This window comes from Xanthomonas sp. fls2-241-TYG-148 (genome assembly GCF_030208815.1).
Classification (GTDB): Bacteria; Pseudomonadota; Gammaproteobacteria; order Xanthomonadales; family Xanthomonadaceae; genus Xanthomonas; species Xanthomonas campestris.
Window position 1 is genome coordinate 22,803 of the sequence record NZ_JARVTE010000007.1, and the last position, 25,481, is coordinate 48,283.

Consider the following 25,481-nt stretch of genomic DNA (forward strand, 5'->3'; position numbering starts at 1 on the left):
GCCGATCAGTGTGGTGCGCTGATTTGATGTGCTGGTGCACTGATTTGATGTGCGCCGTTTTGGCGAGAGGCGATCGACGGCTGTGAGTGATATGACATGCGTGTGTGGAAATGCGCGTTGAAGAACAGCACGTGTGGCGGAACGCAGTCGCGGCCAAGGCCGCTCCTACAACGGCACGGCGGTTCCGGGTGTGGTGATGGTGTGTCGGGACGGCTTCGCGGCCTAGGCCGCTCCTACGACAGCCGGCGCGTTATTAGAGCGGCTAACAAAACGTAGCGAGCAGTCGTCAGGTGGGTGCGGACGGCGCGGAGGAACCGGAATGTACGTGGGTACATGCCGATTCCGAGCACCGGCCGCGCCCGCCTGGCGGCTGCGCAGTCGTTTTGATAGCTGCTCTTAGGGCAATGCGCGCCGTTGGCACACCTGCAACAGCCGCAAGGCCGCCCCTGTAGGAGCGGCCTTGGCCGCGATGCGTTACCGATGACCCCGCAACATCAACCGCAACGCCTCAATACCGCCAACGCAGCGACACGCTGACAAACCGCGGCTCGCCGTAGTTCTGGTAATCCAGGTTGGCCCAGTAGGTCTTGTCAAAGGCGTTGCGCACCGCCAGCGTGGCGGTCCATTGCTCGCTGATGCGGTAGTTGGCGTTGAAATGCACCAGCGCATACGGGTTCTGCACCACGGTCACCGGGGTGGTGGCGCCGCTGCCATCGCCGGTGGGGCGCGCAATGTTGAAGCCGCGGACCGCGCTCTGCCAGCTCACCCCGCCACCGATACTCAGCCGGTCCCACGCGCCTGGCAGGCGCACCTGGGTGGACAGCTGCAAATAGTCCTCCGGCAGGTTGGCGTAGATCGCATCCGTAGGCGCGCGGGTGACCTTGACGTGGGTGTAGCCGGCATTGATGGTCCAGCCGGGCAGCACCTCGCCGTTGAAGTCCATTTCCCAACCGCGGCTCTTGGTGCCGTTGACACCGATGTAGGCGGAATTGCCGTCCGGCAGCGAGGACTCCGGTTGGGTCATGTCGCGCACGGCAAAGTTGTCCTGCTTGGCCTCGAACACGGCGGCAGTGGCCATCGCATGGCCGTCGAGCAATTGCGTCTTGATGCCGGCTTCCAGGTTGGAACCTTCCACCGGCGCGAGCAGGTTGTTGTCCTTGTCGCGGTAGTTCTGCGGGTTGAAGATTTCCGTGTAGCTGGCGTACACCGATACATCCGGCACGATGTCGTACATCAGGCCCACGTACGGGGTGACTTCATCGCTCACTTCGTAGCGACCGCTGGTGCCGGTGTAGGTGCCGCTGGTATTGAAGGCCTGGGTGCGGGTTTCCCACGAACTCAGGCGTGCGCCGGCGATCAACGACAGCGGGTCGGCCAGGCGGAACCGCGTGGAGGCATACACGCCGCGCTGGGTGGTGCGCCCCTCGCTCCGCCGGCCGTTGCGTGCGTAGGTCACTTCGGACGCATTGCCGTCCCAGTTGCGGATGTTGGGAATGAAATAGCAGCGTTCGGGCGGACCAAAGGCGTTGGGGCAGGTGGCCCAGTCGTCCGGATAGGTCTGCGCCACGCCGTACGAAGTGGATTGCAGATCCTGCCAGCTGCCGCCCACCACCACATCGTGCTGCCGCCCGAACAGCGAGAAACCGCCGGACAGATACACATCCACGCTGTCGCGGGTGTCTTCGGTCTCGCCCACACCGGTGCGCAGGAACATGCCGCTGCCGTCGGCAGCCGGATACCCGGTGCCGTACACACGCAGGCTCTGCACGTTGCCCTTGGTGTGCGCGGCGTTGACGCGCAGCAACCAGTCCTCGCCGATGCGTTGTTCCAGGTTGGCGAACGCGGTGCTGGTTTCGCGCTGCCAGCGCGTCCACTCCGGTGCCAGATTGGTCGAGCGGGATAGATTGGCCAGCGTGCCATCGGCGGCAAAGAACGGCACCGTGCCCCAGGTCGAACCGACCGGGGCGTTGTCCTGGCGCTGATAGCCAACGGTGAGAGTGGTGCTCTCGGTCAGGTCGCCTTCCAGCACCGCCATGCCGGACATTTTGGTGTCGTGGTAGCGGTCGTAGTAGTAATCGCGGTCCTGCCAGGCCGCCACCACGCGGCTGCGCCAACGCCCGTCGCTGGTCAGCGGTGCGTTGACGTCGGCCTGCATGCGGCGGAAATCCCAGGTGCCCGCGCTCACCGCGAACGAGGCATCAAACTCCTTGCCGGGCCGCTTGCGCAGCAGGTTGACCGTGGCCGAGGGAATGCCCGCGCCGGTGAGCAGGCCATTGGCGCCGCGGATCACTTCGATGCGGTCATAGAAGACGGTGTCGTATTCCTGATTGGTCGCGCCGCTATAGGTGGGCAGGCCGTCGACCTGGAAGTCGGTGATCTGGAAGCCGCGCGCGAAATACAGCGGGCGCTGAGTGTCGTAGAACGACACGTTGACGCCGGTGACGTTGCGCATCACGTCGTCGATGCTGAAGAGCGACTCGTCTTCCAGCCGCTGCAGCCCGATCACACTCACCGACTGCGGGGTTTCCTGCAGGGTCAGCGGCAGGCGCGTGGTGGTGGCCGGCTGCGCGCGGCTCACCGTGCCGTTGACGCTCACCGCGTCCAGCGTCTTGGCGTTGGCATCGGCATCGGCCAGGTCGGCGGCACGCGCGGCGGCGGGCGTCATCGTCAATGCGCACAGCAGCGCAGCGGACAGCGTGGCCAGAGGAAGGGTCTTGGCAGGCATCGGGGGTCTCATCGATCGGGCAGACGCGGCGCGTCAGTGACAGGAAGCGGCAGGCACGCGTCGGCATCCACCCGGACGACAAGCTGGCTGGCCCGGTGGGCTGGCGGTTCGACGGGGGACACGGCTGGACGCTGCCAGTGTTATGCAAATGTAAATCGTTATCGTTTGTTGAGCAAGCGCACGGAACCGGGTGCGGCGCTGTGCCGCGCTCGCTGGCGCGAGGACGCCCCTGGCAACCCCGCGGTCTAAGCCCCTACGCGCTTACGCCAGATGCGAGAGCGGCAAGCCTTCCGGGGCCTTCACCGTGCGCAGCACGAAGCTGGAATTCACATCCGACACGCCGGTGGCGTTGAGCAGGCGGTCCAGCAAAAACCGCGAGAAATGCTCCAGGTCGCGCACCTGCACCTGCAGCAGGTAATCCATGTCGCCGGTGAGCGCCCAGCAGGCCACGACCTCGTCCCAGCCGCGCACGCCGGCGGCGAAGTGCTCGATGTCCGGCTGGCCATGCTGTTCCAGCTGCACCCGCACGAAGGCCTGCAGGCCCAGGCCCAGCGCGCGCGAATCCAGGCGCGCGCCATAGCCGGCGATGATGCCGGCCGCTTCCAGCCGCTGGGTGCGCCGCAGGCAGGCCGAGGCCGAGAGATTGACCTGCGCGGCCAGCTCGGCGTTGCTGCTGCGCCCCTGCGTCTGCAGCAGCGCGAGCAGGCGCAGATCGGTGCGGTCCAGGGCGATTGGCTGATCCATATGTTGCGCAGCAGCAAGGGATGACGCACGAATCTTGCGTCGAACGGCCACCGGTCCGCAACATTCGCAATCCCGTTGCGTGGTCAGTTAGCTAAGGTGAAGCCATCCGTTTCGGGAACCACACCGCATGAACACTGCGCCGCGCCGCGTCGAGAACCAGCTCACCGACAAGGGCTATGTGCCGGTCTACACCACCGCGGTGGTGGAGCAGCCGTGGGATGGTTACAGCGCCGACGACCACGCCACCTGGGGCACCTTGTACCGGCGGCAGCGCACGCTGCTGGTCGGGCGGGCCTGCGATGAGTTCCTGCAGGCGCAGGACGCGATGGGCATGGACGACACCCAGATTCCGCGCTTCGACGCGCTCAACGCGGTGCTGCAGGCGACTACCGGCTGGACGCTGGTCGGTGTGGAAGGGCTGCTGCCGGAGCTGGATTTCTTCGATCATCTGGCCAACCGGCGCTTCCCGGTGACCTGGTGGATCCGTCGGCCGGACCAGATCGACTACATCGCCGAACCAGACCTGTTCCATGACCTGTTCGGGCACGTGCCGCTGTTGATGAATCCGCTGTTTGCCGACTTCATGCAGGCCTACGGGCGCGGTGGCGTCAAGGCGCACGGGATTGGCCCGGACGCGTTGCAGAATCTCACCCGGCTGTACTGGTACACGGTGGAATTCGGGCTGATTGCCACGCCGCAGGGGCTGCGCATCTACGGCGCGGGCATCGTCTCGTCCAAGGGCGAATCGCTGCATTCGCTGGAATCGGCGGCGCCGAACCGGGTGGGCTTCGATCTGCAGCGGGTGATGCGCACGCGCTATCGCATCGACAGTTTCCAGAAGACCTACTTCGTCATCGACAGCTTTGCGCAGCTGATGGAGGCCACCGCCCCGGACTTCACCCCGCTCTATGCCGCGCTGGCGCAACAGCCGCAGGTGCCGGCCGGCGAGGTGCTGGCAACCGACCAGGTCCTGCAGCGCGGCAGCGGCGAGGGCTGGAGCCGCGATGGCGACGTGTGAGGGGATGGTGGCGCTGGCGTGTTCGGCCTGGTGTGGTGGCGCTTGCGCTGATTCGCAGCCGGTGATGATGGCGTGCTAGCGCCTGCACTCTTGCGCAGGAAGCGCCTACCTGAGGCGAGCTAGACGCGCTGCATGCGTCGCCGGTGCACCGCATTGCTGCAAGCGCTGCCAGCTGCGAGAAGTGCTTCGGTGTCGATAGGAGTCGGCACGTGCACCAACGTTGGTGTTTTCCCCTGTACCACGCGCCCACTCCACATTCCCTGCACGGGTCGACCGGTGGCGGATCGCCTGCTAACCACAGCATTGTTCAAGCAGGTCGAAACACCGCAAGCGCGCTCGACCTCGGCGCACCGACTCGACAGCACCGCCGGCCCGCACTAAGGTCGGGATTCCCCACACCGTTGCTGCCCATGGACCTGACGCACCTCCGCATCCGGCGCTTGGAGCTGGACGACACGCGCCTGCTGTTTACGCTGGACAACGGCATGCGCATCGACGAGCCGATCCAGGCGCAGCGGCTGCTGGCCAAGGCCACGCCAGCGCAGCGCGCGCAGTGGCAACTCACCGACGACAGCCATGGCGTGAACTGGCCCGCCGTGGCGCCGCCCAGCGCGCAGGGGCTGCTCAACATGCCGATGCTGTTGTGGCGCCGACGCACCGCACGCGCACAGGCACGGCTGGTGGCGGTGCGCGGGCGCTTCGATGCGCTGACGCCGGGCGAACGCGAGCTGGTGGCATTGGCCCGCCTGGACGCGGACATGAGCGACAGCGGCTACGCGCGCTACTTCGACCACTGGGATGCGCTGACCCGCAGCTGCGCGCTGCAGGCGCTCACCGCGATCGGTGCAAGCCAGGTGCGCCAGGCGATCGATGGCCTGGGCGCAGTGTTCGAGCGGCTCGAAGAAGACCCGGACCTGCTCAGCATCGAAGACATTCTCGATGCGATGAGCGAAACCGACCGCCAGCGCGTGGATGGCTGGGAAGAGGTGTATTACCGCCAGTCCAGCGCGCTGGCGCGGCTGGGGTTGATCCACTACGGGGTGGACAAGGCCTGAGGCAGTTGCGGTGACGATTGAACAGCGCCGCAGGCCACTTCGATGTGGCAGTCCAGTGGCCGCACTGCACCGCCTGCGCTTGATGACCTCGGCTGCGCGACATGCAACGCCACAACTTGCAACTTGCAACTTGCAACGCGGTAACGCGGTAACAACGTACACGCGCTGCGTGCTCGGCGAACGGCGCATTCTTTTCAGCAACGCATCGCGTCATCGAGCCGTGCACCGCACTGCACAGTGCCTCGGCAACACAGTGCCTCAGGATTTGGCAGCCAGATACGTCAGCAGGATCACCAGATCTTCCTCGCCCACTTGCTGCAGCGCATGCGTGCTGCCGGGGCGGGTGAGCAGTGCATCGCCGGCGCTCACTGCGTACTGTTTGCCATCCAGCGCGTACAGGCCGCGGCCGCTGACGACGTAGTAGATCTCGTCCTTGTCGTGCAGATGCAGGCCGATGCCGGCGCCCTTGTGCAGCACGCGCTTGCGCAGCACGAACTTCAGCTCCGGCGCGTCGGCAAAGAACGGATAAGCGGTGGTGGGGCCGGCACCGCCATGTGGGCCGGGTTGGCTGCGCGGCAGATCGCGCTCATGCACCACCAGCGAGGGATGCGCCTGCGCCGCGCGGCGAGCGGCGGTGTCCGGCGCCGCGCCGCAATCGGCATCGCGGCGGAGCTGGGGTTTCAGCGCCGGCTGCAGTTGCACCCAGCCGTGCACGACCAGGCACGCAATGGCGGTGGCGCCGGCCTGGCTGAAGTGGGTGCCATCGGTCTTGCCTTGTTCGGGCACGAACAGGAAATACGGTTTGGCCGCCTGTTCGCCGAGCGCGCGGATCCAGTCGCTGGAGCTGGCGTTGAGATCGATCAGGCCCACCTGCTCCTGCGCGGCCAGTTGCTGCATGGCCAGGGTGTAGCGGCCGTGGGTGTCGAGCAGTGCGCCGAAGTCGTAGAGCAAGCGTGCGGCCGGGGTGATCAGGATCGGCGTGGCGCCTTTGTCGCGCGCGGTGGCAATAAAGCGGCGCAGGAACTGCTGGTAGTCACCTTGCGGATCGGTGTAACGCGTGGCGTCTTCGCGCTTGGCGTCGTTGTGGCCGAACTGGATCAGCAGCACGTCGCCGGCACGGATGTCCTTGGCGATGGCATCCAGCCGCCCTTCGGCGATGAAGCTGCGTGTGCTGCGCCCACCCTTGGCGTGGTTGTAGACCTGCCACTGCGCCGGGTCGAACCAGCCTTGCAGCATCTGGCCCCAGCCAGCTTGCGGTGCGCGATCCGGGCCGTACTCGGCGGCGGTGGAATCACCGGCGATGAAGATGTGGTTTGGATTGGCGCTGGCGATGTTTGCCAAGAGCAGCAGCAACGATGCGAAGAGAAGCAGACGCATGGTGGCTCCGGAAGAGTGTTTAGGACAGCGCGGTGTCCCTTCTCCCATCGGGAGAAGGTGCCCGAAGGGCGGATGAGGGTGCGACTGCATTGGAAATGTTGGACGGTACTGCCGTCGTCTCAAGCTTTCTTCGTTTGGAGTTGCTGTCTTCCGCCGTACCCTCACCCCAACCCCTCTCCCGGCGGGAGAGGGGCTTTAGCGCTGCGGGGCTAGTTAAGCAGCTGCGGCAGCGGCTTCCGGCTTGCCCAGTACGCCGGCGACGAAGCTGCGGATCTCCGCGTCCTGGGCGTTGTCGAAGAAGCACTGCTGGAAGCGCGCACCGCCGATCGCCTGCTTGATCAGCTCCGGGTCGATCGCGCGCAGGCCGTCCAGGTAGGACTTGGCGGTGGCCTGCTTGACCTGGGTCAGGATGCCGGCGTTGGCGGCCTGCGATTCGCGACGCTCGGCCGGGTAGCCCAGGCCACGCTCGCCGCTGAAGGCCTTTTCGAAGATGTAGCGCACGTTGATTTCCGCGCCCCAGCCGTAGCCCTTGGCGAACGCCAGCGACAACGCGTTGCCGTTGTTGACCTGCGCGAACAGGTAGGCGTCGGTCGGCTCGATGCAGTAGCCGCAGAACACGCCCGGGTGTGCGTTGAGCGACATCATCGCGCCCTGGCCGGTGCCGCAGCCGGCGACCACGAAGTCCACGGCCTTGGCGTTGAGCAGCAGGCTGGCGACGATGCCCAGGTGGATGTAGGTCAGGCGGTGGTCGTTGTCGCCGTCCATGCCGACGTTGAACACGTCATGGCCCTGCTCGCTGGCGACGTCGTTGAGCTGCTGCAGGATCACCGGGTTCTTGGCGGCCTGGCTAAACTCATTCATGAGTGCGATTTTCATGGGAATGCTCCGATTTCGTTGGGGAAGTTGGTTGGAATGTGGTTGATGCGTGCTTGCGTGGCGGACGTCATGCATGTCGGGTTTGTGCGCGTGCATACCGACCCTCATCCGCCCTGCGGGCACCTTCTCCCGGAGGGAGAAGGAAACGACGCATTTTTCAGCGCGCCAGCCAGCCGCCGTCGACCGGGATGATCGCGCCGTTGACGTAGTCCGAGGCGCTGCTGGCCAGGAACACCGCCGCGCCGCCGAGGTCGGCCGGCACACCCCAGCGCGCGGCCGGGATGCGGTCCAGGATGGACTTGTTGCGGTCCTGGTCGGCACGCAGCTGCGCGGTGTTGTCGGTGGCCATGTAGCCCGGAGCGATGGCGTTGGCGGTCACGCCCTTGCTGCCCCACTCGTTGGCCAGCAGGCGGGTGATGCCGGCGATGCCGGACTTGCTGGCGGTGTAGGACGGCACGCGGATGCCGCCCTGGAACGACAGCATCGAGGCGATGTTGATGATCTTGCCGCTGCCCTGCGTGATGAAGTGGCGGCCGGCGGCCTGCGACATGAAGAACGCCGATTTCAGGTTGACGTTCATCACGTCGTCCCAATCCTGCTCGCTGAAATCCACCGCATCGGTGCGGCGGATCAGGCCGGCATTGTTGACCAGGATGTCCAGACGGCCCAGGCCGGCAAGGGTTTCGTCGAGGATGCGCTGCACCGGCTCGATGCTGATCAGGTTGGCTTCGATGGCGACGAAGCGGCGGCCCATCGCCTTGACCTTTTCTTCGGTCTCGGTCGGTGCCTGGATGCCGGCGGCGGCGATGTCGGCGCCCGCCTCTGCCAGTGCCAGCGCGATGCCCTGGCCCAGGCCAGTGTTGGCACCGGTGACCAGTGCGACCTTGCCTTCGAGACTGAACGGATTGCTCATTACCTTATCGCTCCAGATGCGGCATGCCGCGTTCGATGATGGAGCCGCCGCACCCGTTGGCGCGGCGGCGGGGCATTACTTGAGCTGGCAGATATCCAGCACGTGCATGTCGGTGTAATCGAGGTTTTCGCCACCCATCGCCCAGATGAAGGCGTAGTTGCTGGTGCCGGCGCCCATGTGGATCGACCACGGCGGCGACACCACCGCTTCGTTGTTCTGCATCACGATGTGGCGCTGCGCGTCGGGCTCGCCCATGAAGTGATACACACGGTCGCTGGCGCCCAGATCGAAGTAGAAATACACCTCGCTGCGGCGGTCGTGCAGATGCGGCGGCATGGTGTTCCAGACGCTGCCCGGCTTGAGCACGGTCAGGCCCAGCAGCAGCTGCGAAGACTGGCAGGTGGCCGGCACGATGTACTGGTAGATGGTGCGCTCGTTGCTGGTTTCCAGCGCGCCGCGCTCCAGTGCCACCGCGTCCTTGATCGACAACTGCTTGGTCTCGAAGCGCGCATGCGCCGGGGTCGAGGCCAGATAGAACTGCGCCGGGTTGGCGGCATCGGCAGACGCAAAGCTCACCTCGGTGCTGCCCATCGCCACGTACAGGCCGTCCTTGGGCCCGAGCGTGTAGGCGGTGCCGTCCACGGTGACGGTGCCGGTGCCGGCGCCGACATTGATGACGCCCAGCTCGCGCCGTTCCAGGAACGGGTGGCCGGCCGCCGAGGCGGGCTCGGTCTGCTTGGGCAGTTCCAGCGTCTTGCCGACCGGGGCGGCGCCACCGAGCACGAAGCGCTCGTAATGGGTGTATTTGAGGGTCACCGCATCGGCGACGAACAGGCCGTCGAGCAGGTAGAGCTCGCGCAGGGTGTCGTTGCTGGCGCCCTTGAGGGCGTCCGGATGGGTGGCGTAGTGGGTCTTGCAATAGAGGGACATGCGCATCTCCGGTGGCAAGCGAGGGGGAATGAAAGCCCGCACCACGCCATTCTAACGGCTCTGGTAAACCGGTGTCATTGCGCAGTGCACGAAAGCGGCGCGTGGGGCTGGCGGCTGCGCCTCCTACCTGAACTCATGGCTGAGCTTCCTCAGATGGCGGTCTGCCGCCCTACCCTCACCCCAACCCCTCTCCCGAAGGGAGAGGGGCTTTGATTCCTTCTCCCCTGGGGAGAAGGTGGCGCGTAGCGCCGGATGAGGGTGCGAGGCGGCGCGCTATGTCGGGTGCATGGCTTGGTTTGGCCGGGGGAGGCTTCTGCGCCTCCTACCTGAGCTCATGACTGAGCTTTCTCAGATGGCGGTCTGCCGCCGTACCCTCACCCCAACCCCCGCTCCGCGCCCCGGCCCGCGCGTGCGCCGCGGGCGCTCGAAGGCACGCGCGCCCATGGCGCGTGAGCCGTGCCTTCTCGCCCCGGAGGGAGAGGGGCCATTCCCTTCTCCCCTCGGGAGAAGGTGGCGCGTAGCGCCGGATGAGGGTGCGAGGCGGCGCGCAGTGTTGGGGCACGGCTTGGCTTGGTCGGGGGAGGCTTCTGGCCTCCCACCTGAGCTCATGGCTGAGCCTTCTCAGATGGCGGTCTGCCGCCGTACCCTCACCCCAACCCCTCTCCCGGAGGGAGAGGGGCTTTGATTTCTTCTCCCCTCGGGAGAAGGTGGCGCGTAGCGCCGGATGAGGGTACTGGGCGGCGCGCAGTGTTGGGTGCGCCTCGGTGGATTGCCAACGCCTGCCATGACCAACGCGTCGCCACGCGCCGTCACAAGTGAATCGCCAGCGCTTTGCTTTGCTTGGCGTCCCTCCCTAGGCTTTGATCTCCCTCAATCTTCCGGCGGTTGGCAGGAGTCGCGCACGATCAGGTGCGGGCGCACGCTGGCGGTGGGTAGCTGCGGGGCGTTGTCGGGCTGGATCAGCATGGCGGCGGCGGTGCGGCCGGTGTCGCGGGTGTGGCGGCGCACCGAAGTCAGCGGCGGCCACAGGCGCGAGGCCAGCGAGCTGTCGTCATAGCCAATCACCGACAGCTGGCGCGGGATGCTGATGCCGGCGCGTAGGGCGACCTTGTAGATACCGGCGGCCATTTCGTCGTTACCGGTGAAGATGGCGGTGGGGCGCTTTTTGCCCAGCAGCAGCTTTTCGGCCGCGGCCACGCCCGATTCGAAGGTGTAGCCGGCTTCCACGATGCGCTCGGGCGGCAGTTCGATACCACGCCGGGTCAAGGCGTCGGCAAAGCCGGCGGTGCGCTCGATCGAGGAGCGGTAGGCGCTGGGGCCGGTGACCAGGGCGATGTCGCGGTGGCCAAGCGAGAGCAGGTAGTCGGCCGCCTCGGCCGCGCCGTCGCGGTCGTGGGTGATCACCGTCTGCGAGGTGGTGTCCAGCGCGATCGAGGCGATGCGGGTGTAGCGGCAACCGATCTCGGCCAGCATGTCGGCCAGCGCCTGGTCCTCGGAGGCACGCGGCACCAGGATCACCCCGTGCAGCTTCTGCGCCTGGGCAAACCGGCGCACACCTTCGATATAGCCCGGGCTGCGGCTGTCGCAGGGGTGCACCACCAGCTCGAAGCTGGAGCCGCGCAAGGCGTCCAGCGCGCCGTACTGCATGTCCACGATGTACTGGGCGGTGGGGTTGTCGTAGACCATGCCGATCAGGAACGAGCGCCGGAACGCCAGCCCGCGGGCGAGCGGGTCGGGCGCGTAGCCCACCTCGCGCATCAGCGCCTCGACCTTCTCGCGGGTGTCCTGCCGCACCAGCGGCGAGTTGTTGATGATCCGCGAGACGGTCTTCTTGGACACGCCCGACATCCGCGCGATGTCGTTGATCGTTGCTACCTTGCCCTTCGGCAGGCCGGGCATTCCCTCTTCGGGATTCTTGCGGGCGGGCATAGCGGTCAACCGTTCGAGTTGATTGGATTCTACCGGCCAGCGGGCCAGCAGGCCCTAGCGGAGCCTGCCGATGTCCCGTTTCGCACCCTGTGGCGGGCCGCGGCCAGTGGCGCCGCGGCATGCCTGGCGATGCAGAACGGTCAGTCCAGAGCGCGGTAGCGGAAGTTGCGGAACTCCACCTGGCCCTGCCCGGCGGCGTACAACGCCGGTTTCAGTGCCAGGAACTTGCCGGCCACGTTGTGGTGGTAGCCGGACACTTCCATCTGCACCGGGTACTTGGTCCAGCTGGTGCCGTCGGTGCTGGTGTGGATGGTGACGATGTGGCGGTTATTGGTGACGCGCAGCCACAGTGCGCCGCCCTTGCTGCTGGGTGCCAGCTTGGCCGGGCGTTCCTCGCCGTAGCGGTGCATGACGAAGTGTTCGCCATTGCTGCCCACCCCGGCGTAGAGCTTGTCGCTGTAGAACAGCAGCGCCCCGCCCTGCCCGCCCGGTGCCACGGTCATCTGCACCTCGAACTGGTAGGCCTGGTCGGTGGCGATCACTGTCAGCGGCGAGGCATCGCGCGGCGCGCTGCCCTTGCCCTGCAGGCGCAGCACGCCATCGCCCACCTGCAGGCGCTTGGCCTCGTCGGCGGCCGGGTTGAAGAATGACCACTGCGGGCCAAGCGTTGCGGCGCGGAAGTCGTCCGACAATGCCAGGCCGTGCGGCAGGGCCTGGCCGCTGGGCTTTTTCAACGGGGTGCCGAGGTCGCCGCCCTTGGCCACGAACCAGCCATCAGGCGTCCACTCGATGGGGTCGAGCAAGGCCTGCCGGCCCAGCGTCCAGAAGCCGTGCTCGTAGCCGTGGTAGAGCATCCACCAGCGCTGATCGGTGCCTTCCACCAAGGTGGCGTGGCCACGCGACCACCACGGCTCGTCGGCGCTCTTGGTACGGGTGATCGGGTTGTTGGGTGCGTTCTGCCAGGGGCCGTGGATCGAGCGCGAGCGCGCGGTGATCACCATGTGCCCGGTCGGCGGGCCGGCGGTGCCGCCCACCGCGGTGGTCATGTAGTACCAGCCGTTATGGCGGGTGATCTTGGGGCCTTCCTGGGCATAGCCTTCCACGTCCCAGCTTTCCGGGTATTTCCAGCCGTCGTAGACGTGCTTGGGCGTGCCGACCACCTTCAGCCCGTCGTCGGACAGCTGCACATAGTCGCCGCCACTCAGGAACAGGTAGCGCTTGCCGTCTTCGCCCACGGCGTGGCCGGGGTCGATGTATTTGCCCAGGCCGATGTCGATCGGCTTGCTCCACGGGCCCTTGATGTCATCGGCCCACACCACGAAGTTGCTGCGCTCACCCTGGTCGCCACGCCGCGCCGGGAAATAGATGTAGTAGCGCTTGCCGTGCTTGATCAGGTCCGGCGCCCAGATCGCGCCGACGTTCTGGGTGATGGCATGGCCCAGCGGCTGCCAGTTGACCAGATCGCGCGAATGCCAGATCGGCAGGCCCGGGTAGGCGTCGAACGAAGACAGCGTGAGGTAGTAGTCCTGCCCGTCCTTGAGCACCGACGGGTCGGGATGGTCGCCGGCCAAGACCGGGTTGAGGAAGGTGCCATTGCCTTGGTCGGCGATGCGCTGGTGCTCGATGCCGCGCTTCCAGTCGGCGGCGGTGGCCAGGCTGGCGCACAGCAGCAGCCCGGTGGTCAGCCAACGCAGGGCCAGGGGGGTGGTTCGAAACCGCATGCTCTCTCCTTGTCCCCGGTGTGCGGGGCGATGCAGCGGCCGGCACCTGGAGCGCCGGCCGCTGGATGAAGGCGGGAGACTCCCGCCGGCACTGGCGCTTACGCGCGCAGTGCCCTGGGCAACCAGAGCGACAGCTCCGGGAAGAACGCCACGATCAGCAACACGCACAACGCTGCCAGCCAGAACGGCCAGATGGTGCGCATGCTTTGGGCCACGGTGATTTCGCCAATCGAGGTACCAATGAACAACACCGAGCCGATCGGCGGGGTGATCAAACCGATACCGCCGGCCAGCACCATCACCAGACCGAAGTGGATCGGGTCGATACCGTAGGCCTTGACCACCGGCAGGAAGATCGGCGTACAGATCAGGATCTTCGGCGCCAGGTCCATGAACATGCCCAGCAGCAGCAGCATCACCACGATCATCAGCAGCACGGTGTTCTTGCTGTCGGCAATGGCCTGCAGGAACTTCACCGCCGCCGCCGGCACCTGCAGGTACGCAAGCAACCAGCCGAACACCGCCGCGGTGGCGATCACGAACAGGATCACGCCGGTGGTGCGCGCAGCATGCGTCACCGCCGCGAAGAACTCGGCCCAGCGCAACTGCCGATACAGCAATGCGGTGACGATCAACGCATACACCACGGCGATGGCCGCACTCTCCACCGCGGTGAAGATGCCGGCGCGGATACCGATGAAGATCAGCGCCACCAAGCCCAGGCCCGGCAGTGCGCCGAACAGGCGCAAGGCCACCGCACGCCAACCCGGGAACGGCTCGGTGCCGTAGCCGCGATGGCGCGCCACCGCATAGCCGGTGACCATCATGGCGGCGGTCATCAGCAACGCAGGCACGATGCCGGCCGCGAACAGATCGGCGATCGACAAGCCACCGCCGGCCGCGGCCGAGAACAGGATCAGGTTGTGCGAAGGCGGCACCAGCAACGCCACCAGCGCGGCGGTCATGCTCACGTTCACCGCGTAATCGCGGTCGTAGCCGCGCTTGATCATCTGCGGAATCATCGTGCCGCCAACCGCCGAGACATCGGCAATCGCCGAGCCGGACACGCCGCCGAAGAACAGCGACGACAGCACGCTGACCTGGCCCAGCCCACCGCGCACACGCCCCACCAGCGATGACGCCAGCGCGATCAGGCGTTCGGAAATGCCACCACGCAGCATCAGCTCGCCGGCAAAGATAAACAGCGGAATCGCAATCAACGACGCCGAGCCGCTACCGGCGGAAATCTGCTGCACCAGCACCACCGTGGGCAGGTCCAGATACAGCAACGTGGCCAGTGCCGCCGCGCCCAAGGCGTAGGCCACCGGCACGCCGATCAGCAGCAGCACCACAAAGGTTCCCAACAACATGGCGATGCCCATCAGCGCACTCCTCCGGTGTGGATCGGGCGCAGCACACGCCACAACTTGTACAAGGCAAACACCACCATCAGCGCACCGCCAATGGACAGCGGCAGGTAGTTGATGCTCTGCGGCATCTGCGCGCCGGCCATCTTGATGTCCAGCCCGTCCAGCAACAGGACCGCACTCCACCAAGCCAGCACCGCGCCGATGGCGATGATCATCACCGGGCGAATCACGTCGAACACGCGGCGCACCAGCGGCGGCATGTGTTCGCCGAGCAGATAGAAGCCGAAATGGCGGTTGGTATGCACCCCGGCGGCGGCGGCCAGGCTCAGCGCGGTGCTGAGCAACAGCAGCGTTACCGGCTCGGTCCAGCTGGGCGAGTCGTTGAGCACGTAGCGGGTGAACACCTGCCAGCCCTGCACGACCACCAGGCCAAGCAGCGCAATGGCTGCCACGCCGATGGCGAAGTTGGAAACGCGGTCCAGCGCGCGCTGCAATGGCGCGACCGGCACGTTGACGGATGCGGGTTCGGTCATCGGGTCACCTCTATGCAAAATCGCGGATGCGGCGGTACAGCGCTTCGATCTCCGGCTGCCGCCGGTACTCAGCCAGCAGCGGCGCGGCGGCGGCGCGGAACGCCGGCATGTCGACTTGATTGAGCTTGACGCCGTAATCGATCACCTGCTGCCGCGCGGTGGCCTCGGAGGCATCCCACAGCGTGCGCATCACCGGTACCGACGCACGCGCCAGTTCCACCACCAGGCCACGGTCGGCCGGGCTCAGCGATTCGAAGCTCTTGCGCGACATCACCAGGATGTCCGGCGCGTACGAATGCTCGCTCTGCGACCAGTAGCGCGCCGCTTCGAAATGGCGGCTGGACTGGAAGCTGCGCATGTTGTTTTCCGCACCGTCGATCATGTGCGTTTCCATCGCCGAGAACGTCTCGCCCAGCGACATTGGCGTGGGGTTTGCGCCCAGCATGCGCATCAGCTTGAGGAAGATGTCCGAAGAGGCCACGCGCAACTTCAGGCCCTTGAGATCTTCCGGACGGTGCAGCGGATGCTTGGTGTTGTAAAAGCAGCGCGCGCCGGAATCGTAGATGGCCAGGCCGACCAGATCGCGCTGTTCGAAGCTGCGCAACACGCTGTCGCCGACATGGCCGTCGATGGCGCGGCGCAGATGCGGCACCGAGTCGAACACGTACGGCAGGCACAGTGCCTGGGTCAGCGGAAAGGTGTTGTTCAACGCACCGGAGTACACGCGGGTGATGTCGATGGCGCCAAAGCGCGCCATGTCGATCGCCTCGGACTCGCGGCCCAGCTGGCCGGAGTGGTACTGGCGCAGCTTCAGCCGGCCATTGGTGCGTGCTTCGAGCTGCTTGCCGAACCAGCGCACCGCTTCCACGGTGGGGTAGTCGCCCACGTGCACGTCGGTGGCGGTCAGCAGCTGCCCGCCGGGAATCGGTGTGGTGGCACCGGCGCCAAGCCAAGGACTGGCGGCGGCGGCGCCGAGCCCGGCACCGAGGAAATGTCTGCGAGTGATCATTGGCGCCCTCCCAAGCGTCTGGTCACTGCATCCGCGTTATTTGGCGGACACAGCCGTACAGGAAATGTCGCCGAAGCCGGCAAAGCGAATCAGGGCGCGCTGTCCCACTTCGATATCATGGATACCGGTGGCATTGCCCGTGGCGATGAGATCACCGCGCTTGAGCGGGCGCCCGCGCTGAGCCGAACGGCTGAGCGCAAAAGCGTAGGCCGCACGCAACCCGCCGGGCAGCGTGGTGGCGCCACCCGTGCCCACCACCTGGTCGTCGATCAGGGTCTGCGCGGTCAGCGAAGCTTCGTCACGGTCCAGCCAGTCGGTGATTTCCGGCCCCAGGATCAGCCCGTTGTTATTGCCGAAATCCGAGACCACCACGCGCGGGCCCAGCTTGTTGATGGTGGCCAGCGGGCTGCTGGCGATCTCCACGCCAATGAACAATGTGGCCGGCACATGGGCGGCCTGCTCCGGGGTGAAGTGGGTCTGCTCGGCCGGGGCATCGGCGTCGAGCATCAGCACGTACTCCGCTTCCACCGCGCCAAAGCCGCCTTCGTAGATCGGGAACTCGGTTGTACCACCGGTGGCATTCCACAGCTTGTTGGCGAAGATCGGCCCCAGCAGGCGCTCGTCGCCGGAGTGGTCGCGGCGCTCGGCGGCGATATAGCCCACCTTCCAGCCGACCACCTGGTCGTCCCACTGGCTGATGGCGATGTCCTGCACCTGGTAGGCAGTCACCAGATCGTCGGGGATTTCCCCTGGAAAGTCGGGCAGCGACGCGCCTGCACGGCGGGCCTCCACGAAGCGCTGGGCAATCTTGGACAGCGTGGACGTGGACGAAGGCGGGGTGGCGGCGTCGTTGCTCAAGGGTGTCTCCCTGATGGATGTTTTGTTGCACTGCCAATCGACAGCGGCACGGTGTGCTGTATATGGTAAACCGGTGTCATTGGCAATGTGCAGTGCGGCAAACATGTGCACTGCAGCGAAGCAAACCCTGGGAGGGGTCTATGCAATACACCGATCGCAGGCGCGCCCGGCGTGCCGTTTCCGTTGTCGTACAAGGCTGCCGGGGCATGCTTCTCAGCCTGGCCTTGCTCAGCGCTGGCGCCGCTGCCGCCGCCACCGACGAGCGCCCCAGTGCGGACACCGCCGCCGAGCAGGCCAGCCGCATTCCGCTGTGGCCGGCCGGAATGGCACCGGGGGACACCGCGCTGCCGCAACCGCAGCGCATCGTGGAGCGCAGCAGTGATGCGGCCGTGCCGGACCGCTACATCCAGTCGATCAGCGCGCCGTACATGGTGGTGTACCGCCCTGCCCGGCCCAACGGCACCGCGCTGCTGGTCACGCCCGGCGGCGGCTACCAGCGCATCGTGCTGGACAACGAAGGCACCTCGCTGGTGCCGGGGTTTGTTGACCAGGCAGGCATCACCCTGTTCGTGCTGCGTTACCGCCTGCCCGGCGAGGGCCGCCCCAATGGCGCGGACGTGCCGCTGGCCGACGCGCAGCGCGCGCTCCGGCTGATCCGCGCCAATGCCACGCGCTATGGCATCGATGCGCAGCGCGTGGGCGTGATGGGCTTTTCCGCCGGCGGGCATGTGGCCGCCAGCCTGGGCACCCGCTATGCCGCGCAGGTGTATCCAGCGGTGGACCGCGCCGACACGCTCAGCGCACGCCCGGATTTCCAGCTCTTGATCTACCCGGTGATCGACATGGACGCCGCCAACGCGCACATGGGCTCGCGCGAACGCCTGCTCGGCAATGCCCCAAGCGCCGCCAAGGTGCGCGCGTATTCGCCGCAATGGCACGTGGATGCACGCACGCCGCCCACCTTCCTGCTGCATGCCCAGGACGACACCGTTGTTTCGGTACGCAACAGCCTGCTCATGCACGATGCGCTGCTGCGCGCCGGCGTGCCGAGCGAGCTGCATGTGTTCCCGCAGGGCGGCCATGGCTTCGGCACCCGCGGCACCACCGGCCTGACCCTGGCCGCGTGGCCACAGCTGGCCCAGGCCTGGATCCAGCACATCAGCGCACCCGCCACGCCGCAGGATGCGCCGCGGTGACGCGCGCCAACCGCGTTGATCCGCGCCGCCGCCTGCTGGTGTGTGGCGGCCTGCTGGCCGGCGCTGCCGCCGCAGTGCCCGGCCTGAGCGCCGCCGCACCGGCAGCGCCGCGCGACACCAGCACACCGGTGGCACGCGTGCGCAGCGGCCAGGTGCGCGGTGTGCGCAGCCAGGGCATCTGCGTGTTCAAGGGCATTCCCTATGGGGGCGACACCGGGCCACGGCGCTTTCAGGCGCCAGTGCTGGAAACGCCGTGGGACGGCATCCGCGATGCCACTGCCTACGGTGCGGCCGCCCCGCAGCCCAAGGCCAGCGAACCCACCAGCGAAGACTGCCTGTTCCTCAACGTGTGGACGCCGGCGCTGCGCGATGGTGGCAAGCGGCCGATCCTGGTCTACATCCACGGCGGCGGCTATACCACCGGCTCCGGCAGCGACCCGCTGTACGACGGCACCCGTCTGTGCACGCGCGGCGATGTGGTGGTGGTCACCGTCAATCACCGCCTCAATGTGTTCGGGTATCTGTACCTGGCGCAGCTCGGCGATGCGACGTTTGCCGATTCCGGCAATGCCGGCCAGCTCGACCTGATCCAGGCCTTGCAGTGGGTGCGCGCGCATGCGGCGGAATTCGGCGGCGATGCGGGCAATGTCACCGTGTTCGGCCAGTCCGGCGGCGGTGCCAAGATCGCCACGCTGATGGCGATGCCGGCGGCGCGCGGGCTGTTCCACCGGGCCTGGACCATGAGCGGCCAGCAGGTCACCGCCGCCGGCCCACGTGCGGCCACCCAGCGCGCGCAGCTGTTGCTGGATGCGCTGAAACTTTCACCCGACACGCTGGCGCGCATTCGCACCCTGCCGGCGGCACAGCTGCTGGCCGCCGCGCAGGTGCGCGACCCCTCGCGGGTGGAAAACAGCGCGCTGTATCTGGGCCCGGTGCTGGATGCGCGTGCGTTGCCGGTGCATCCGTTCTGGCCGACCGCACCGGTGCAGTCGGCGCGCATCCCGATGGTGATCGGCAATACACGCGATGAAACGCGTGCGTTTCTGGGCAACGATGCAGGCAACTTCGCGCTGACCTGGGACACGTTGCCGGCCAAGCTGGAAGCCCAGCAATACGTGGACCTGCTGCCGCAGGTGGTGATTGCGCACTACCGCCGGCTGTATCCGCATTACACGCCGTCGCAGGTGTTTTTCGCGGCCACCACGGCGGGGCGCTCCTGGCGCGGCGCCATCGAGGAAGCCGAGGCACGCGCACGCCAGGGCGCACCGACCTGGGCGTATCAACTCGACTGGGGCTCGCCACTGGACGGCGGCAAGTTCGGCGCCTTCCACACGCTGGATATTCCGCTGGTCTTCGACACCATTGCCCAGCCAGGATCGCGTACCGGCAATAGCCATGACGCGCAGCAGATGGCCGACCAGATGAGCACGGCCTTGCTCGCGTTCGCGCGTCACGGCGACCCCAATCATCGCAGCCTGCCGCGCTGGAAACAGTACTCGCTGGAACGCCGCGAGACGCTGCTGTTCGATCTACCCAGCCAGCTGGCGAACGACCCGCGCGGCGGCGAGCGGCAGCTGTATCAACAAGCCCCCTTCATTCAACGCGGCACGTTCTGACCGCCCTGCTCTACGGTGATCCATGCGTATGTTTTCTTTCGCGGTGTTGACGCTATTGGCCATGTGCATGGCGTTGTCGGCGCAGGCGGCCGCTGGTGCAACGGGCGCTGCAGCAGCGCCAGCGGTGCCGGCGTCCACCGTGCCCGTGTCCGTGTCCGCGACATCCAACACACCGTTGGCCGCCAGCAAGATCGTGTTGGTGGGCGACTCCACCACCGCCGTGCAAGGCGGCTGGGGACCGAGCTTTTGTGCGCAGCATGTCACCTCGTTTCTGAGCTGCCTCAACCTGGCGCGCGGTGGCCGCAGTACGTCCAACTACCGCGCCGAAGGCTCGTGGGAGATCGCGCTGAAGGAGCTACGCAGCGGCGGCTATCGGCAGGTGGTGGTGCTGATCCAGTTCGGCCATAACGATCAACCCGGCAAGCCGGGGCGCTCGACCGATCTGGCCACCGAATTCCCGGCCAACCTGCGTCGCTACGTCAACGAAGCGCGTGCGGCCGGGGCGCTGCCGGTGCTGGTGACGCCGCTGACGCGGCGGCAATTCGAACGCGGCCAGTTGATCGACGACCTGGCGCCGTGGGCAGCGGCCACGCGTGCGGTGGCACGCGAGCTGCAGGTGCCACTCATCGACCTGCACGCACGCAGCCGGGCGCTGGTGCAAGGCATGGGCCCGGTGCTGGCAATGCGGCTGGCGCAGCGCCCGGCAGAGCCGGCGCAACTGGTTGCCGCGCAGTCGGGCACCACCATCGGCAAGACGCCGGCGCAGACGGTTGCGCCCTCTTCGGCGCCTGCATCAGTGGCGAAGACCACCACCACCGCTGCCACCGCGCAGGACAACGCCAGCGCAGAACCGATGGGCCAGGCCAAGCTCGCGTTCGACTACACGCATCTCGGCGCCGATGGTGCGGACCTGTTTGCGGCGATCGTGGCCGATGAGTTGGCGCAGCAAGTGCCTGCGTTGCGACCGCTGTTGATTCCGTGATGTTCTTAGTGGTTGTTGCTGTCGTGCAACAGCTCACTGCAGATGGGCGCGCCGCCATGACTGCGGGCACGCCGCCTGAAGGACGGTTGCTTATTGCAGTGCTGCGACGACCTCGTCAGCACTGCAATGGAGACAGCGCGCTACCTCTCACTGCACGCGGCTAACCTTCTCCAAACCCTCCTCGCAACCAGCAGCGGGCAGTCAGATCATCCAGCCACCGGCACCGGTGCATCCGCTTCGATCACCTGCGCGCGCTTGAGGTCTTCCCAGAGCGCGGCAGGAATCGCCACCCGCATCGAGGCCGCGTTGGCCTGCGCCTGTTCGGCCGTGCGTGCGCCGGGAATCACTGCCGACACCACCTCTGGTGCGGCAGCAAATTGCAGTGACACCGTGCGCAGATCCACGCCGTGTTTGTCGCAGATCGCCAGGGCCTTCCGGCGTTTGGCCGGCGCCCACTCCGGCACCGTGCCCTCGTACAGATAGCGGTCGCGTCCGGCCAGATAACCGGCCAGCAGCGGCGCGCCCACCACCACCGACGCGCCGTGCCTGGCGATCTTCGGGAAGGTGTCGTGCAAGGCCTGCGCGTGGTCGAGCAACGAATACTGGCAGGCCAGCAAGAAGATATCCGGGTCGGCTTCTTCAATCGCACGCAAGGCCGGTTCCGGGCGATTGACGCCAAAGCCCCAGGCCTTGATCAGGCCCTCCTTGCGCATCCTGGTCAGCTCCGGCATCGCGCCCTTGGCGGCCTCGGCAAAGCGTTGTTCCCACGGCATGCCGAGGTCTTTTTCGTTTTCCGGTGAGAGGTCGTGGATGTACACGATGTCGATCTGCGACACCCCCAGCCGTTGCAGGCTGTCTTCGATCGAGCGGCGCACGCCGGCGGCGCTGTAGTCGTAGCGGTAATCGAACGGCGACGGCTGCTGCCACATGGTCTTCGGTGGCTTGTCGGTCGCGGTCAGCAAGCGCCCCACCTTGGTCGAGAGCACGTAGCTATCGGCGGCATGGTTATGCAGATGATGGCCGGTGCGGCGTTCGGACAGGCCCAGCCCGTACCACGGCGAGGTATCGAAATAGCGCACGCCCGAGTCCCACACCGCCGCCAGCGTCTGCTCGCTTTGCGCATCGGTGGCAGGGGCAAACCCATTGCCGATCGCAACGCCGCCAAAGCCCAGCCGCGTGGTCGGCCGATAACGTGCGCCCTTGGCTGGAGCGCTAGTTGGCACGGCAGAGGCCGCCGTGCGGCCGCGCGTGGGCATCACGCTTCCGGGTGCGGACGACTGTGCCAGCAATGGCGATGCGGCCAGCGCCGTGGTGCCGGCCGCGGCAGCAGACAGGAATTGGCGACGTGTATTCATGCTGATGTCCTCGCAACGAATCAGCGCACGAGGATGGGCGCGCCGGTGTGCAGGCCAGGTCATCGTTGCCGTGATTGCTGCGCGTGTGCGGCCACGCGCGTGGTGCACGTCACACACGCGGCAACTGCGTCAGCGCACGTCCAGCACGCATAGCTCCGCACGCGGTGCGCCATCGCCCAGCCACAACGTGCCCACGCTGATGGGCAGGCTGAAGCGGCGGCGCCCGGCACTGCCGGGATTGACGTACAGCACGCCAGCGCGCGTGTGCACCAGCGGCTTGTGCGAATGCCCGCTGACAATGACATCGGCCTGCACATCAGGCGCCAGCGTTTTCAGATCGTGCAGCATGTGGATACGCACGCCGGCGATCACCAGATCACGCGTGGGTGGCAGCGCGGCTGCCCAGGGCGCGATATCAATATTGCCGGCAATCGCATGCAGCGGCGCCAGCGCGGCCAGTGCCTGCAGAATCTCCGGCCCGCCCACATCGCCGGCATGCAGGATCGCACTGCATCCCTGCAGTGCGGCCACCGCTTCGGGCCGCAACAGACCGTGCGTGTCGGAGATCAAACCAATGCGTTGGGCAGCGGGCATCGTGATAAGGCAAGCGTTGCAAACAATGCCGCACAGCATGCGCCCTGCGGCGTCCAGCAGGTGTCAGTGTGCAACGCGATGACTGTTGCCGTTGACTGCTGCGACCCCATCCAATGGCACTACAGCCGTTGGCGAAATCGCAAAGGCCGCACGCTGCACAACGCCACGGCCATCACCATGCCCACACACTGTTCGGGTCGCCCTGCGCGCCACGCCGCTTGCTGGCGCGCGCCAGTTGCCAGTAACTCCACGCCATGACCAGGGCGACCACGTCGACGGTCAACACCAGGGTGTCGTGCCAGGGCAGCACCAGGCCCGTTGCGGAAAAACAGCTGGCCAGCGGAATTGCCGCGGTCAACGCCGCGCAGGCAAGCAGCACTTCATACGCGCCGCGTGCAGTGGGGCGCAGCGCCGCCCACAGCACGCAAACGGCGAACACCGCGTAATAGACCACGCGCTCCTGACCCGGCGGCAGCACCCGTGCGGCACTGAACAACGCCGAGATCCCGGCCACGCTGCCCAGACAGACGCCGACGGTGAGCCGTGCCATGGCATGGGTGCGACGCGGCTGCGCAAGCTGACGGCGCTTGCGGCGTGTCTCGATCCACAGCAAATTGCCGCTGTAGAACAGGAAGGCGCCGCCCAGGCCGAGCAGGAAATACAGCCACTGCAGCGGCGCATGCCCGAAGTTGCCGAAGTGCAGCCCCTGCAGGCCACGTAAGGCGGCGGTACCGGCGCGCATCGTGCGCGGCGAGAGCACGCGCAGCACCTTGCCGGTGGCGCCTTCCAATGCCACACCGCCCAACGTGTTGAGCTGGCGCTGATCGTGATGGCCATAGACTTCCACGCGCGCATTGGCATCGCCTGCGTCGTGGTAACTCACACTTTCCGGCACGAAGCCGGGGCTGGCGGCGCGTGCCTTCTCCAGCAAGGTCGCTATCGGCAACACCGGCGCTGCGCGGTTGGCCGGTTCCACATGCGGGGTGAGTTCGAAGTCCGGCTCCAGGATCTGCAACAACTTGCCGTCGAAGACCAGAAACTGGAACGGCGCCAGCAGCAGCACACCCAGGCACAACACCGCACCGGACCAGGCGAAGATCACATGGAACGGCAGCGACAGCATGCCCACCACATTGTGCGCGTCCTGCCACAGGCGCTTGAGGTTGGCACCGATGCGCAGCGCGAACAGGTCTTTGAAGAACACCGGCGCATACAGCACCACGCCACTGACCAGGGCCAGCCCGTACAGCACGCTCACCACGCCGAACAGATACGTGCCGAAGGTGCGTGGCAAGCCGGCAGTGAAATGCAGGTCGTAGAGAAAATCGGCAAAGCCCACGCGCTGCGGCAGCTCCAGCAGCGCACCGCTGCTGCTGAGCTGATACTGGCGCATGCCACCGCTGGCATCGGCCTGCGGGCCGTACCAATACAACCGTGCCAGCGGCCCATGCTCGCCGGGCAGCAGCACCAGGAACGACTCGGCCACCTGCGGGTGCGCGGCAATCACCGTATCCAGCAAGGTTTGCGCGGCGGCCACCGGGTCCGCCGGTGCAGCCTGCGTGGCAGGCGGTGTGGTCTGCCAGCTGCTCAATGCGTGCGTGAACACAGTGATGGCACCGGCATAGAACGCGATGAACAAGGCCATGCCCGCCAGCAGGCCCATCCAGCTGTGCACGGACAGAAACGCGCGCAAGGTTGCAGCCTTCATGCAATCACCTCCACCCAGCCCAGCGCCTTGATCGCTACCAGCGCGAGATAGCACAGCACGGTCACCCCGCCTAACCACAGCCAGGCGCGCGCAGCACTGCGAAACACGAACGGCAAGGCCATGGCGCCAATCCACACTGGGAACATCAACAACAGCCAGGCCAGCGTGTAGCTACGCTGCGGGCCAGGCAGCAACACCGCGCACAGGCCAACCACGCCCACCGCCAGCGGCAAACCGAGCAGCACCGCCGCCACCCATCTACTCCACATGGCGCACCTGCCGGCGTTGCGTGCATGCCTGTTGCCAGGCGTCCAGAAATGGCAGGGCCACCGCGGCCAGCATCGCTGCCGTCAGTGCCGAGAAGACGCCGGCCCAGGTGCCTAAGGCGGCGATGGCGCAGATAACCGCCAGCACCAGCAGCACGCTGGCGCCTGCACGCAGCACGCGGGCGCGCGGGCGGCTGCGCAGCCACAGGCGCTGATGCGCGGTGGCGAGATAAAAACCGCACGCCGCAGCGCCCGCGCACAGCAGGTAAAGGCACGTCATCAGGCTATGCATGTGCGCGGCCTTGCAGTCCACCGCAGACGCGACTACGCACATGCGCCGTGGTGCCATGCCGTGCAGCCGAAGTCTCGACACCGCGCTGGCGCCGTTGCATGCCAGCGCGCGGGATCGGCAACGCCCGCACCAGTGCGCCGTTCTGCCTACACAGACGCGCACGCGCTGGCCAATCGGCTCCACGCGCCCGCACACACCAAGTTCGACCCACCCTTTGTAAAACGCGCACGCACAGCTCTCCCGCGAAGACGATCGACAAGAGGCATGGCGGCGGCTGTGCCCGGCAGCCCTCCCAGGGCTGCCTGTTCAACGATGACCAGCACGACTACCTCCAACGGAGGCGTGGCCGGTGTCACCCACTAAGAACCTGTTCACGATCTTCTGAGTAATAGGGCCAAGAAGGCCAAATGGATG

Annotated in this window: 22 protein-coding genes and 1 other RNA gene; 5 read left to right on the top strand and 18 right to left on the bottom strand. The window is 66.6% G+C overall.

Going from position 1 to position 25,481, the window contains the following annotated elements:
- Positions 1–260 precede the first annotated feature (260 nt).
- The 3 genes from QRM60_RS10235 to QRM60_RS10245 form a co-directional block, all read right to left on the bottom strand.
- Positions 261–335, bottom strand: a non-coding RNA gene (locus QRM60_RS10235) — sX9 sRNA.
- 173 nt (positions 336–508) lie between these two features.
- Entirely contained in the window at positions 509–2,725 is a 2,217-nt protein-coding gene (locus QRM60_RS10240; RefSeq protein ID WP_285446131.1) for a TonB-dependent siderophore receptor, read from the bottom strand.
- Positions 2,726–2,986: 261 nt separating this feature from the next.
- The gene (locus tag QRM60_RS10245; protein WP_230433723.1) at positions 2,987–3,469 is read right to left on the bottom strand and encodes an Lrp/AsnC family transcriptional regulator; all 483 of its coding nucleotides are present in this window, start codon (positions 3,467–3,469) and stop codon (positions 2,987–2,989) included.
- A gap of 127 nt (positions 3,470–3,596) precedes the next feature.
- Here QRM60_RS10245 and phhA point away from each other — a divergent pair, with 127 nt between their 5' ends.
- Positions 3,597–4,487, top strand: coding sequence for a phenylalanine 4-monooxygenase (gene phhA, locus QRM60_RS10250; protein ID WP_285446132.1), 891 nt, complete (start codon positions 3,597–3,599; stop codon positions 4,485–4,487).
- A 410-nt stretch (positions 4,488–4,897) separates the two neighbouring features.
- A complete protein-coding gene (locus QRM60_RS10255; protein ID WP_042596648.1) occupies positions 4,898–5,542 on the top strand; it encodes a DUF4375 domain-containing protein in 645 nt (214 codons plus the stop codon).
- A 258-nt stretch (positions 5,543–5,800) separates the two neighbouring features.
- Here the strand turns inward: QRM60_RS10255 and QRM60_RS10260 are convergent, their stop codons facing one another.
- The 10 genes from QRM60_RS10260 to QRM60_RS10305 all read right to left on the bottom strand — a co-directional run bounded on the left by QRM60_RS10260 (position 5,801) and on the right by QRM60_RS10305 (position 17,058).
- Positions 5,801–6,919: a GDSL-type esterase/lipase family protein gene (locus QRM60_RS10260; protein ID WP_285446133.1), complete on the bottom strand. Its 1,119-nt coding sequence runs from the start codon at positions 6,917–6,919 to the stop codon at positions 5,801–5,803.
- A gap of 213 nt (positions 6,920–7,132) precedes the next feature.
- A complete protein-coding gene (locus QRM60_RS10265) occupies positions 7,133–7,795 on the bottom strand; it encodes an RpiB/LacA/LacB family sugar-phosphate isomerase (RefSeq protein ID WP_076037498.1) in 663 nt (220 codons plus the stop codon).
- 157 nt (positions 7,796–7,952) lie between these two features.
- Positions 7,953–8,708: a 2-dehydro-3-deoxy-D-gluconate 5-dehydrogenase KduD gene (gene kduD, locus QRM60_RS10270; RefSeq protein WP_011035409.1), complete on the bottom strand. Its 756-nt coding sequence runs from the start codon at positions 8,706–8,708 to the stop codon at positions 7,953–7,955.
- A 75-nt stretch (positions 8,709–8,783) separates the two neighbouring features.
- Positions 8,784–9,638 (bottom strand): 5-dehydro-4-deoxy-D-glucuronate isomerase, encoded by an 855-nt coding sequence (kduI, locus tag QRM60_RS10275; protein ID WP_285446134.1) that lies wholly within the window; start codon positions 9,636–9,638, stop codon positions 8,784–8,786.
- Between the two features lie 870 nt (positions 9,639–10,508).
- On the bottom strand, positions 10,509–11,567 hold the full coding sequence (locus QRM60_RS10280; protein WP_042596642.1) for a LacI family DNA-binding transcriptional regulator: 1,059 nt from the start codon (positions 11,565–11,567) through the stop codon (positions 10,509–10,511).
- A 140-nt stretch (positions 11,568–11,707) separates the two neighbouring features.
- The gene (locus tag QRM60_RS10285; protein ID WP_274341401.1) at positions 11,708–13,288 is read right to left on the bottom strand and encodes a family 43 glycosylhydrolase; all 1,581 of its coding nucleotides are present in this window, start codon (positions 13,286–13,288) and stop codon (positions 11,708–11,710) included.
- Positions 13,289–13,386: 98 nt separating this feature from the next.
- Positions 13,387–14,670 carry a TRAP transporter large permease gene (locus QRM60_RS10290; protein ID WP_005989684.1) on the bottom strand — a complete coding sequence of 428 codons (1,284 nt, stop codon included), beginning with the start codon at positions 14,668–14,670 and terminating at the stop codon, positions 13,387–13,389.
- On the bottom strand, positions 14,670–15,191 hold the full coding sequence (locus QRM60_RS10295; RefSeq protein ID WP_161960236.1) for a TRAP transporter small permease: 522 nt from the start codon (positions 15,189–15,191) through the stop codon (positions 14,670–14,672). The genes QRM60_RS10290 and QRM60_RS10295 overlap by 1 nt, the downstream gene beginning before the upstream one ends.
- A 10-nt stretch (positions 15,192–15,201) precedes the next feature.
- On the bottom strand, positions 15,202–16,200 hold the full coding sequence (locus QRM60_RS10300; protein WP_011035404.1) for a TRAP transporter substrate-binding protein: 999 nt from the start codon (positions 16,198–16,200) through the stop codon (positions 15,202–15,204).
- 36 nt (positions 16,201–16,236) lie between these two features.
- Entirely contained in the window at positions 16,237–17,058 is an 822-nt protein-coding gene (locus tag QRM60_RS10305; RefSeq protein WP_285446135.1) for a 2-keto-4-pentenoate hydratase, read from the bottom strand.
- A gap of 206 nt (positions 17,059–17,264) precedes the next feature.
- Here QRM60_RS10305 and QRM60_RS10310 point away from each other — a divergent pair, with 206 nt between their 5' ends.
- Genes QRM60_RS10310 through QRM60_RS10320 form a run of 3 tightly spaced genes read left to right on the top strand, consistent with a single transcriptional unit; the run spans position 17,265 to position 20,852 of the window.
- Entirely contained in the window at positions 17,265–18,254 is a 990-nt protein-coding gene (locus tag QRM60_RS10310) for an alpha/beta hydrolase (protein WP_285446136.1), read from the top strand.
- A complete protein-coding gene (locus QRM60_RS10315) occupies positions 18,251–19,870 on the top strand; it encodes a carboxylesterase/lipase family protein (protein ID WP_285446137.1) in 1,620 nt (539 codons plus the stop codon). The genes QRM60_RS10310 and QRM60_RS10315 overlap by 4 nt, the downstream gene beginning before the upstream one ends.
- Positions 19,871–19,892: 22 nt before the next feature.
- Positions 19,893–20,852, top strand: coding sequence for a rhamnogalacturonan acetylesterase (locus QRM60_RS10320; RefSeq protein WP_285446138.1), 960 nt, complete (start codon positions 19,893–19,895; stop codon positions 20,850–20,852).
- 206 nt (positions 20,853–21,058) lie between these two features.
- On the opposite strand, the gene QRM60_RS10325 is transcribed toward QRM60_RS10320, so the two are convergent.
- The 5 genes from QRM60_RS10325 to QRM60_RS10345 all read right to left on the bottom strand — a co-directional run bounded on the left by QRM60_RS10325 (position 21,059) and on the right by QRM60_RS10345 (position 25,109).
- Positions 21,059–22,207: an aldo/keto reductase gene (locus tag QRM60_RS10325; RefSeq protein WP_285446139.1), complete on the bottom strand. Its 1,149-nt coding sequence runs from the start codon at positions 22,205–22,207 to the stop codon at positions 21,059–21,061.
- Positions 22,208–22,336: 129 nt separating this feature from the next.
- Positions 22,337–22,801 carry a metallophosphoesterase family protein gene (locus tag QRM60_RS10330; protein WP_186829451.1) on the bottom strand — a complete coding sequence of 155 codons (465 nt, stop codon included), beginning with the start codon at positions 22,799–22,801 and terminating at the stop codon, positions 22,337–22,339.
- 172 nt (positions 22,802–22,973) lie between these two features.
- Positions 22,974–24,509 (bottom strand): PepSY-associated TM helix domain-containing protein, encoded by a 1,536-nt coding sequence (locus QRM60_RS10335; RefSeq protein ID WP_285446140.1) that lies wholly within the window; start codon positions 24,507–24,509, stop codon positions 22,974–22,976.
- Positions 24,506–24,778: a hypothetical protein gene (locus tag QRM60_RS10340; protein ID WP_285446141.1), complete on the bottom strand. Its 273-nt coding sequence runs from the start codon at positions 24,776–24,778 to the stop codon at positions 24,506–24,508. Before QRM60_RS10340 ends, QRM60_RS10335 begins: the two co-directional genes overlap by 4 nt.
- Positions 24,768–25,109, bottom strand: coding sequence for a hypothetical protein (locus QRM60_RS10345; protein ID WP_285446142.1), 342 nt, complete (start codon positions 25,107–25,109; stop codon positions 24,768–24,770). Before QRM60_RS10345 ends, QRM60_RS10340 begins: the two co-directional genes overlap by 11 nt.
- Positions 25,110–25,481: the final 372 nt, after the last annotated feature.

What these genes read in the sequence shown, in the direction of transcription:
- QRM60_RS10290 (WP_005989684.1), bottom strand. Translation starts at nt 14,670, where the DNA reads ATGGGCATCGCCATGTTGTTGGGAACCTTTGTGGTGCTGCTGCTGATC.
- QRM60_RS10295 (WP_161960236.1), bottom strand. Translation starts at nt 15,191, where the DNA reads ATGACCGAACCCGCATCCGTCAACGTGCCGGTCGCGCCATTGCAGCGC.
- QRM60_RS10280 (WP_042596642.1), bottom strand. Translation starts at nt 11,567, where the DNA reads ATGCCCGCCCGCAAGAATCCCGAAGAGGGAATGCCCGGCCTGCCGAAG.
- QRM60_RS10245 (WP_230433723.1), bottom strand. Translation starts at nt 3,469, where the DNA reads ATGGATCAGCCAATCGCCCTGGACCGCACCGATCTGCGCCTGCTCGCG.
- QRM60_RS10310 (WP_285446136.1), top strand. Translation starts at nt 17,265, where the DNA reads ATGCTTCTCAGCCTGGCCTTGCTCAGCGCTGGCGCCGCTGCCGCCGCC.
- kduI (WP_285446134.1), bottom strand. Translation starts at nt 9,638, where the DNA reads ATGTCCCTCTATTGCAAGACCCACTACGCCACCCATCCGGACGCCCTC.
- QRM60_RS10260 (WP_285446133.1), bottom strand. Translation starts at nt 6,919, where the DNA reads ATGCGTCTGCTTCTCTTCGCATCGTTGCTGCTGCTCTTGGCAAACATC.
- QRM60_RS10340 (WP_285446141.1), bottom strand. Translation starts at nt 24,778, where the DNA reads ATGTGGAGTAGATGGGTGGCGGCGGTGCTGCTCGGTTTGCCGCTGGCG.
- QRM60_RS10345 (WP_285446142.1), bottom strand. Translation starts at nt 25,109, where the DNA reads ATGTGCGTAGTCGCGTCTGCGGTGGACTGCAAGGCCGCGCACATGCAT.
- QRM60_RS10265 (WP_076037498.1), bottom strand. Translation starts at nt 7,795, where the DNA reads ATGAAAATCGCACTCATGAATGAGTTTAGCCAGGCCGCCAAGAACCCG.
- QRM60_RS10330 (WP_186829451.1), bottom strand. Translation starts at nt 22,801, where the DNA reads ATGCCCGCTGCCCAACGCATTGGTTTGATCTCCGACACGCACGGTCTG.
- QRM60_RS10300 (WP_011035404.1), bottom strand. Translation starts at nt 16,200, where the DNA reads ATGATCACTCGCAGACATTTCCTCGGTGCCGGGCTCGGCGCCGCCGCC.
- QRM60_RS10320 (WP_285446138.1), top strand. Translation starts at nt 19,893, where the DNA reads ATGCGTATGTTTTCTTTCGCGGTGTTGACGCTATTGGCCATGTGCATG.
- QRM60_RS10255 (WP_042596648.1), top strand. Translation starts at nt 4,898, where the DNA reads ATGGACCTGACGCACCTCCGCATCCGGCGCTTGGAGCTGGACGACACG.
- phhA (WP_285446132.1), top strand. Translation starts at nt 3,597, where the DNA reads ATGAACACTGCGCCGCGCCGCGTCGAGAACCAGCTCACCGACAAGGGC.
- QRM60_RS10240 (WP_285446131.1), bottom strand. Translation starts at nt 2,725, where the DNA reads ATGCCTGCCAAGACCCTTCCTCTGGCCACGCTGTCCGCTGCGCTGCTG.
- QRM60_RS10285 (WP_274341401.1), bottom strand. Translation starts at nt 13,288, where the DNA reads ATGCGGTTTCGAACCACCCCCCTGGCCCTGCGTTGGCTGACCACCGGG.
- kduD (WP_011035409.1), bottom strand. Translation starts at nt 8,708, where the DNA reads ATGAGCAATCCGTTCAGTCTCGAAGGCAAGGTCGCACTGGTCACCGGT.
- QRM60_RS10325 (WP_285446139.1), bottom strand. Translation starts at nt 22,207, where the DNA reads ATGAATACACGTCGCCAATTCCTGTCTGCTGCCGCGGCCGGCACCACG.
- QRM60_RS10335 (WP_285446140.1), bottom strand. Translation starts at nt 24,509, where the DNA reads ATGAAGGCTGCAACCTTGCGCGCGTTTCTGTCCGTGCACAGCTGGATG.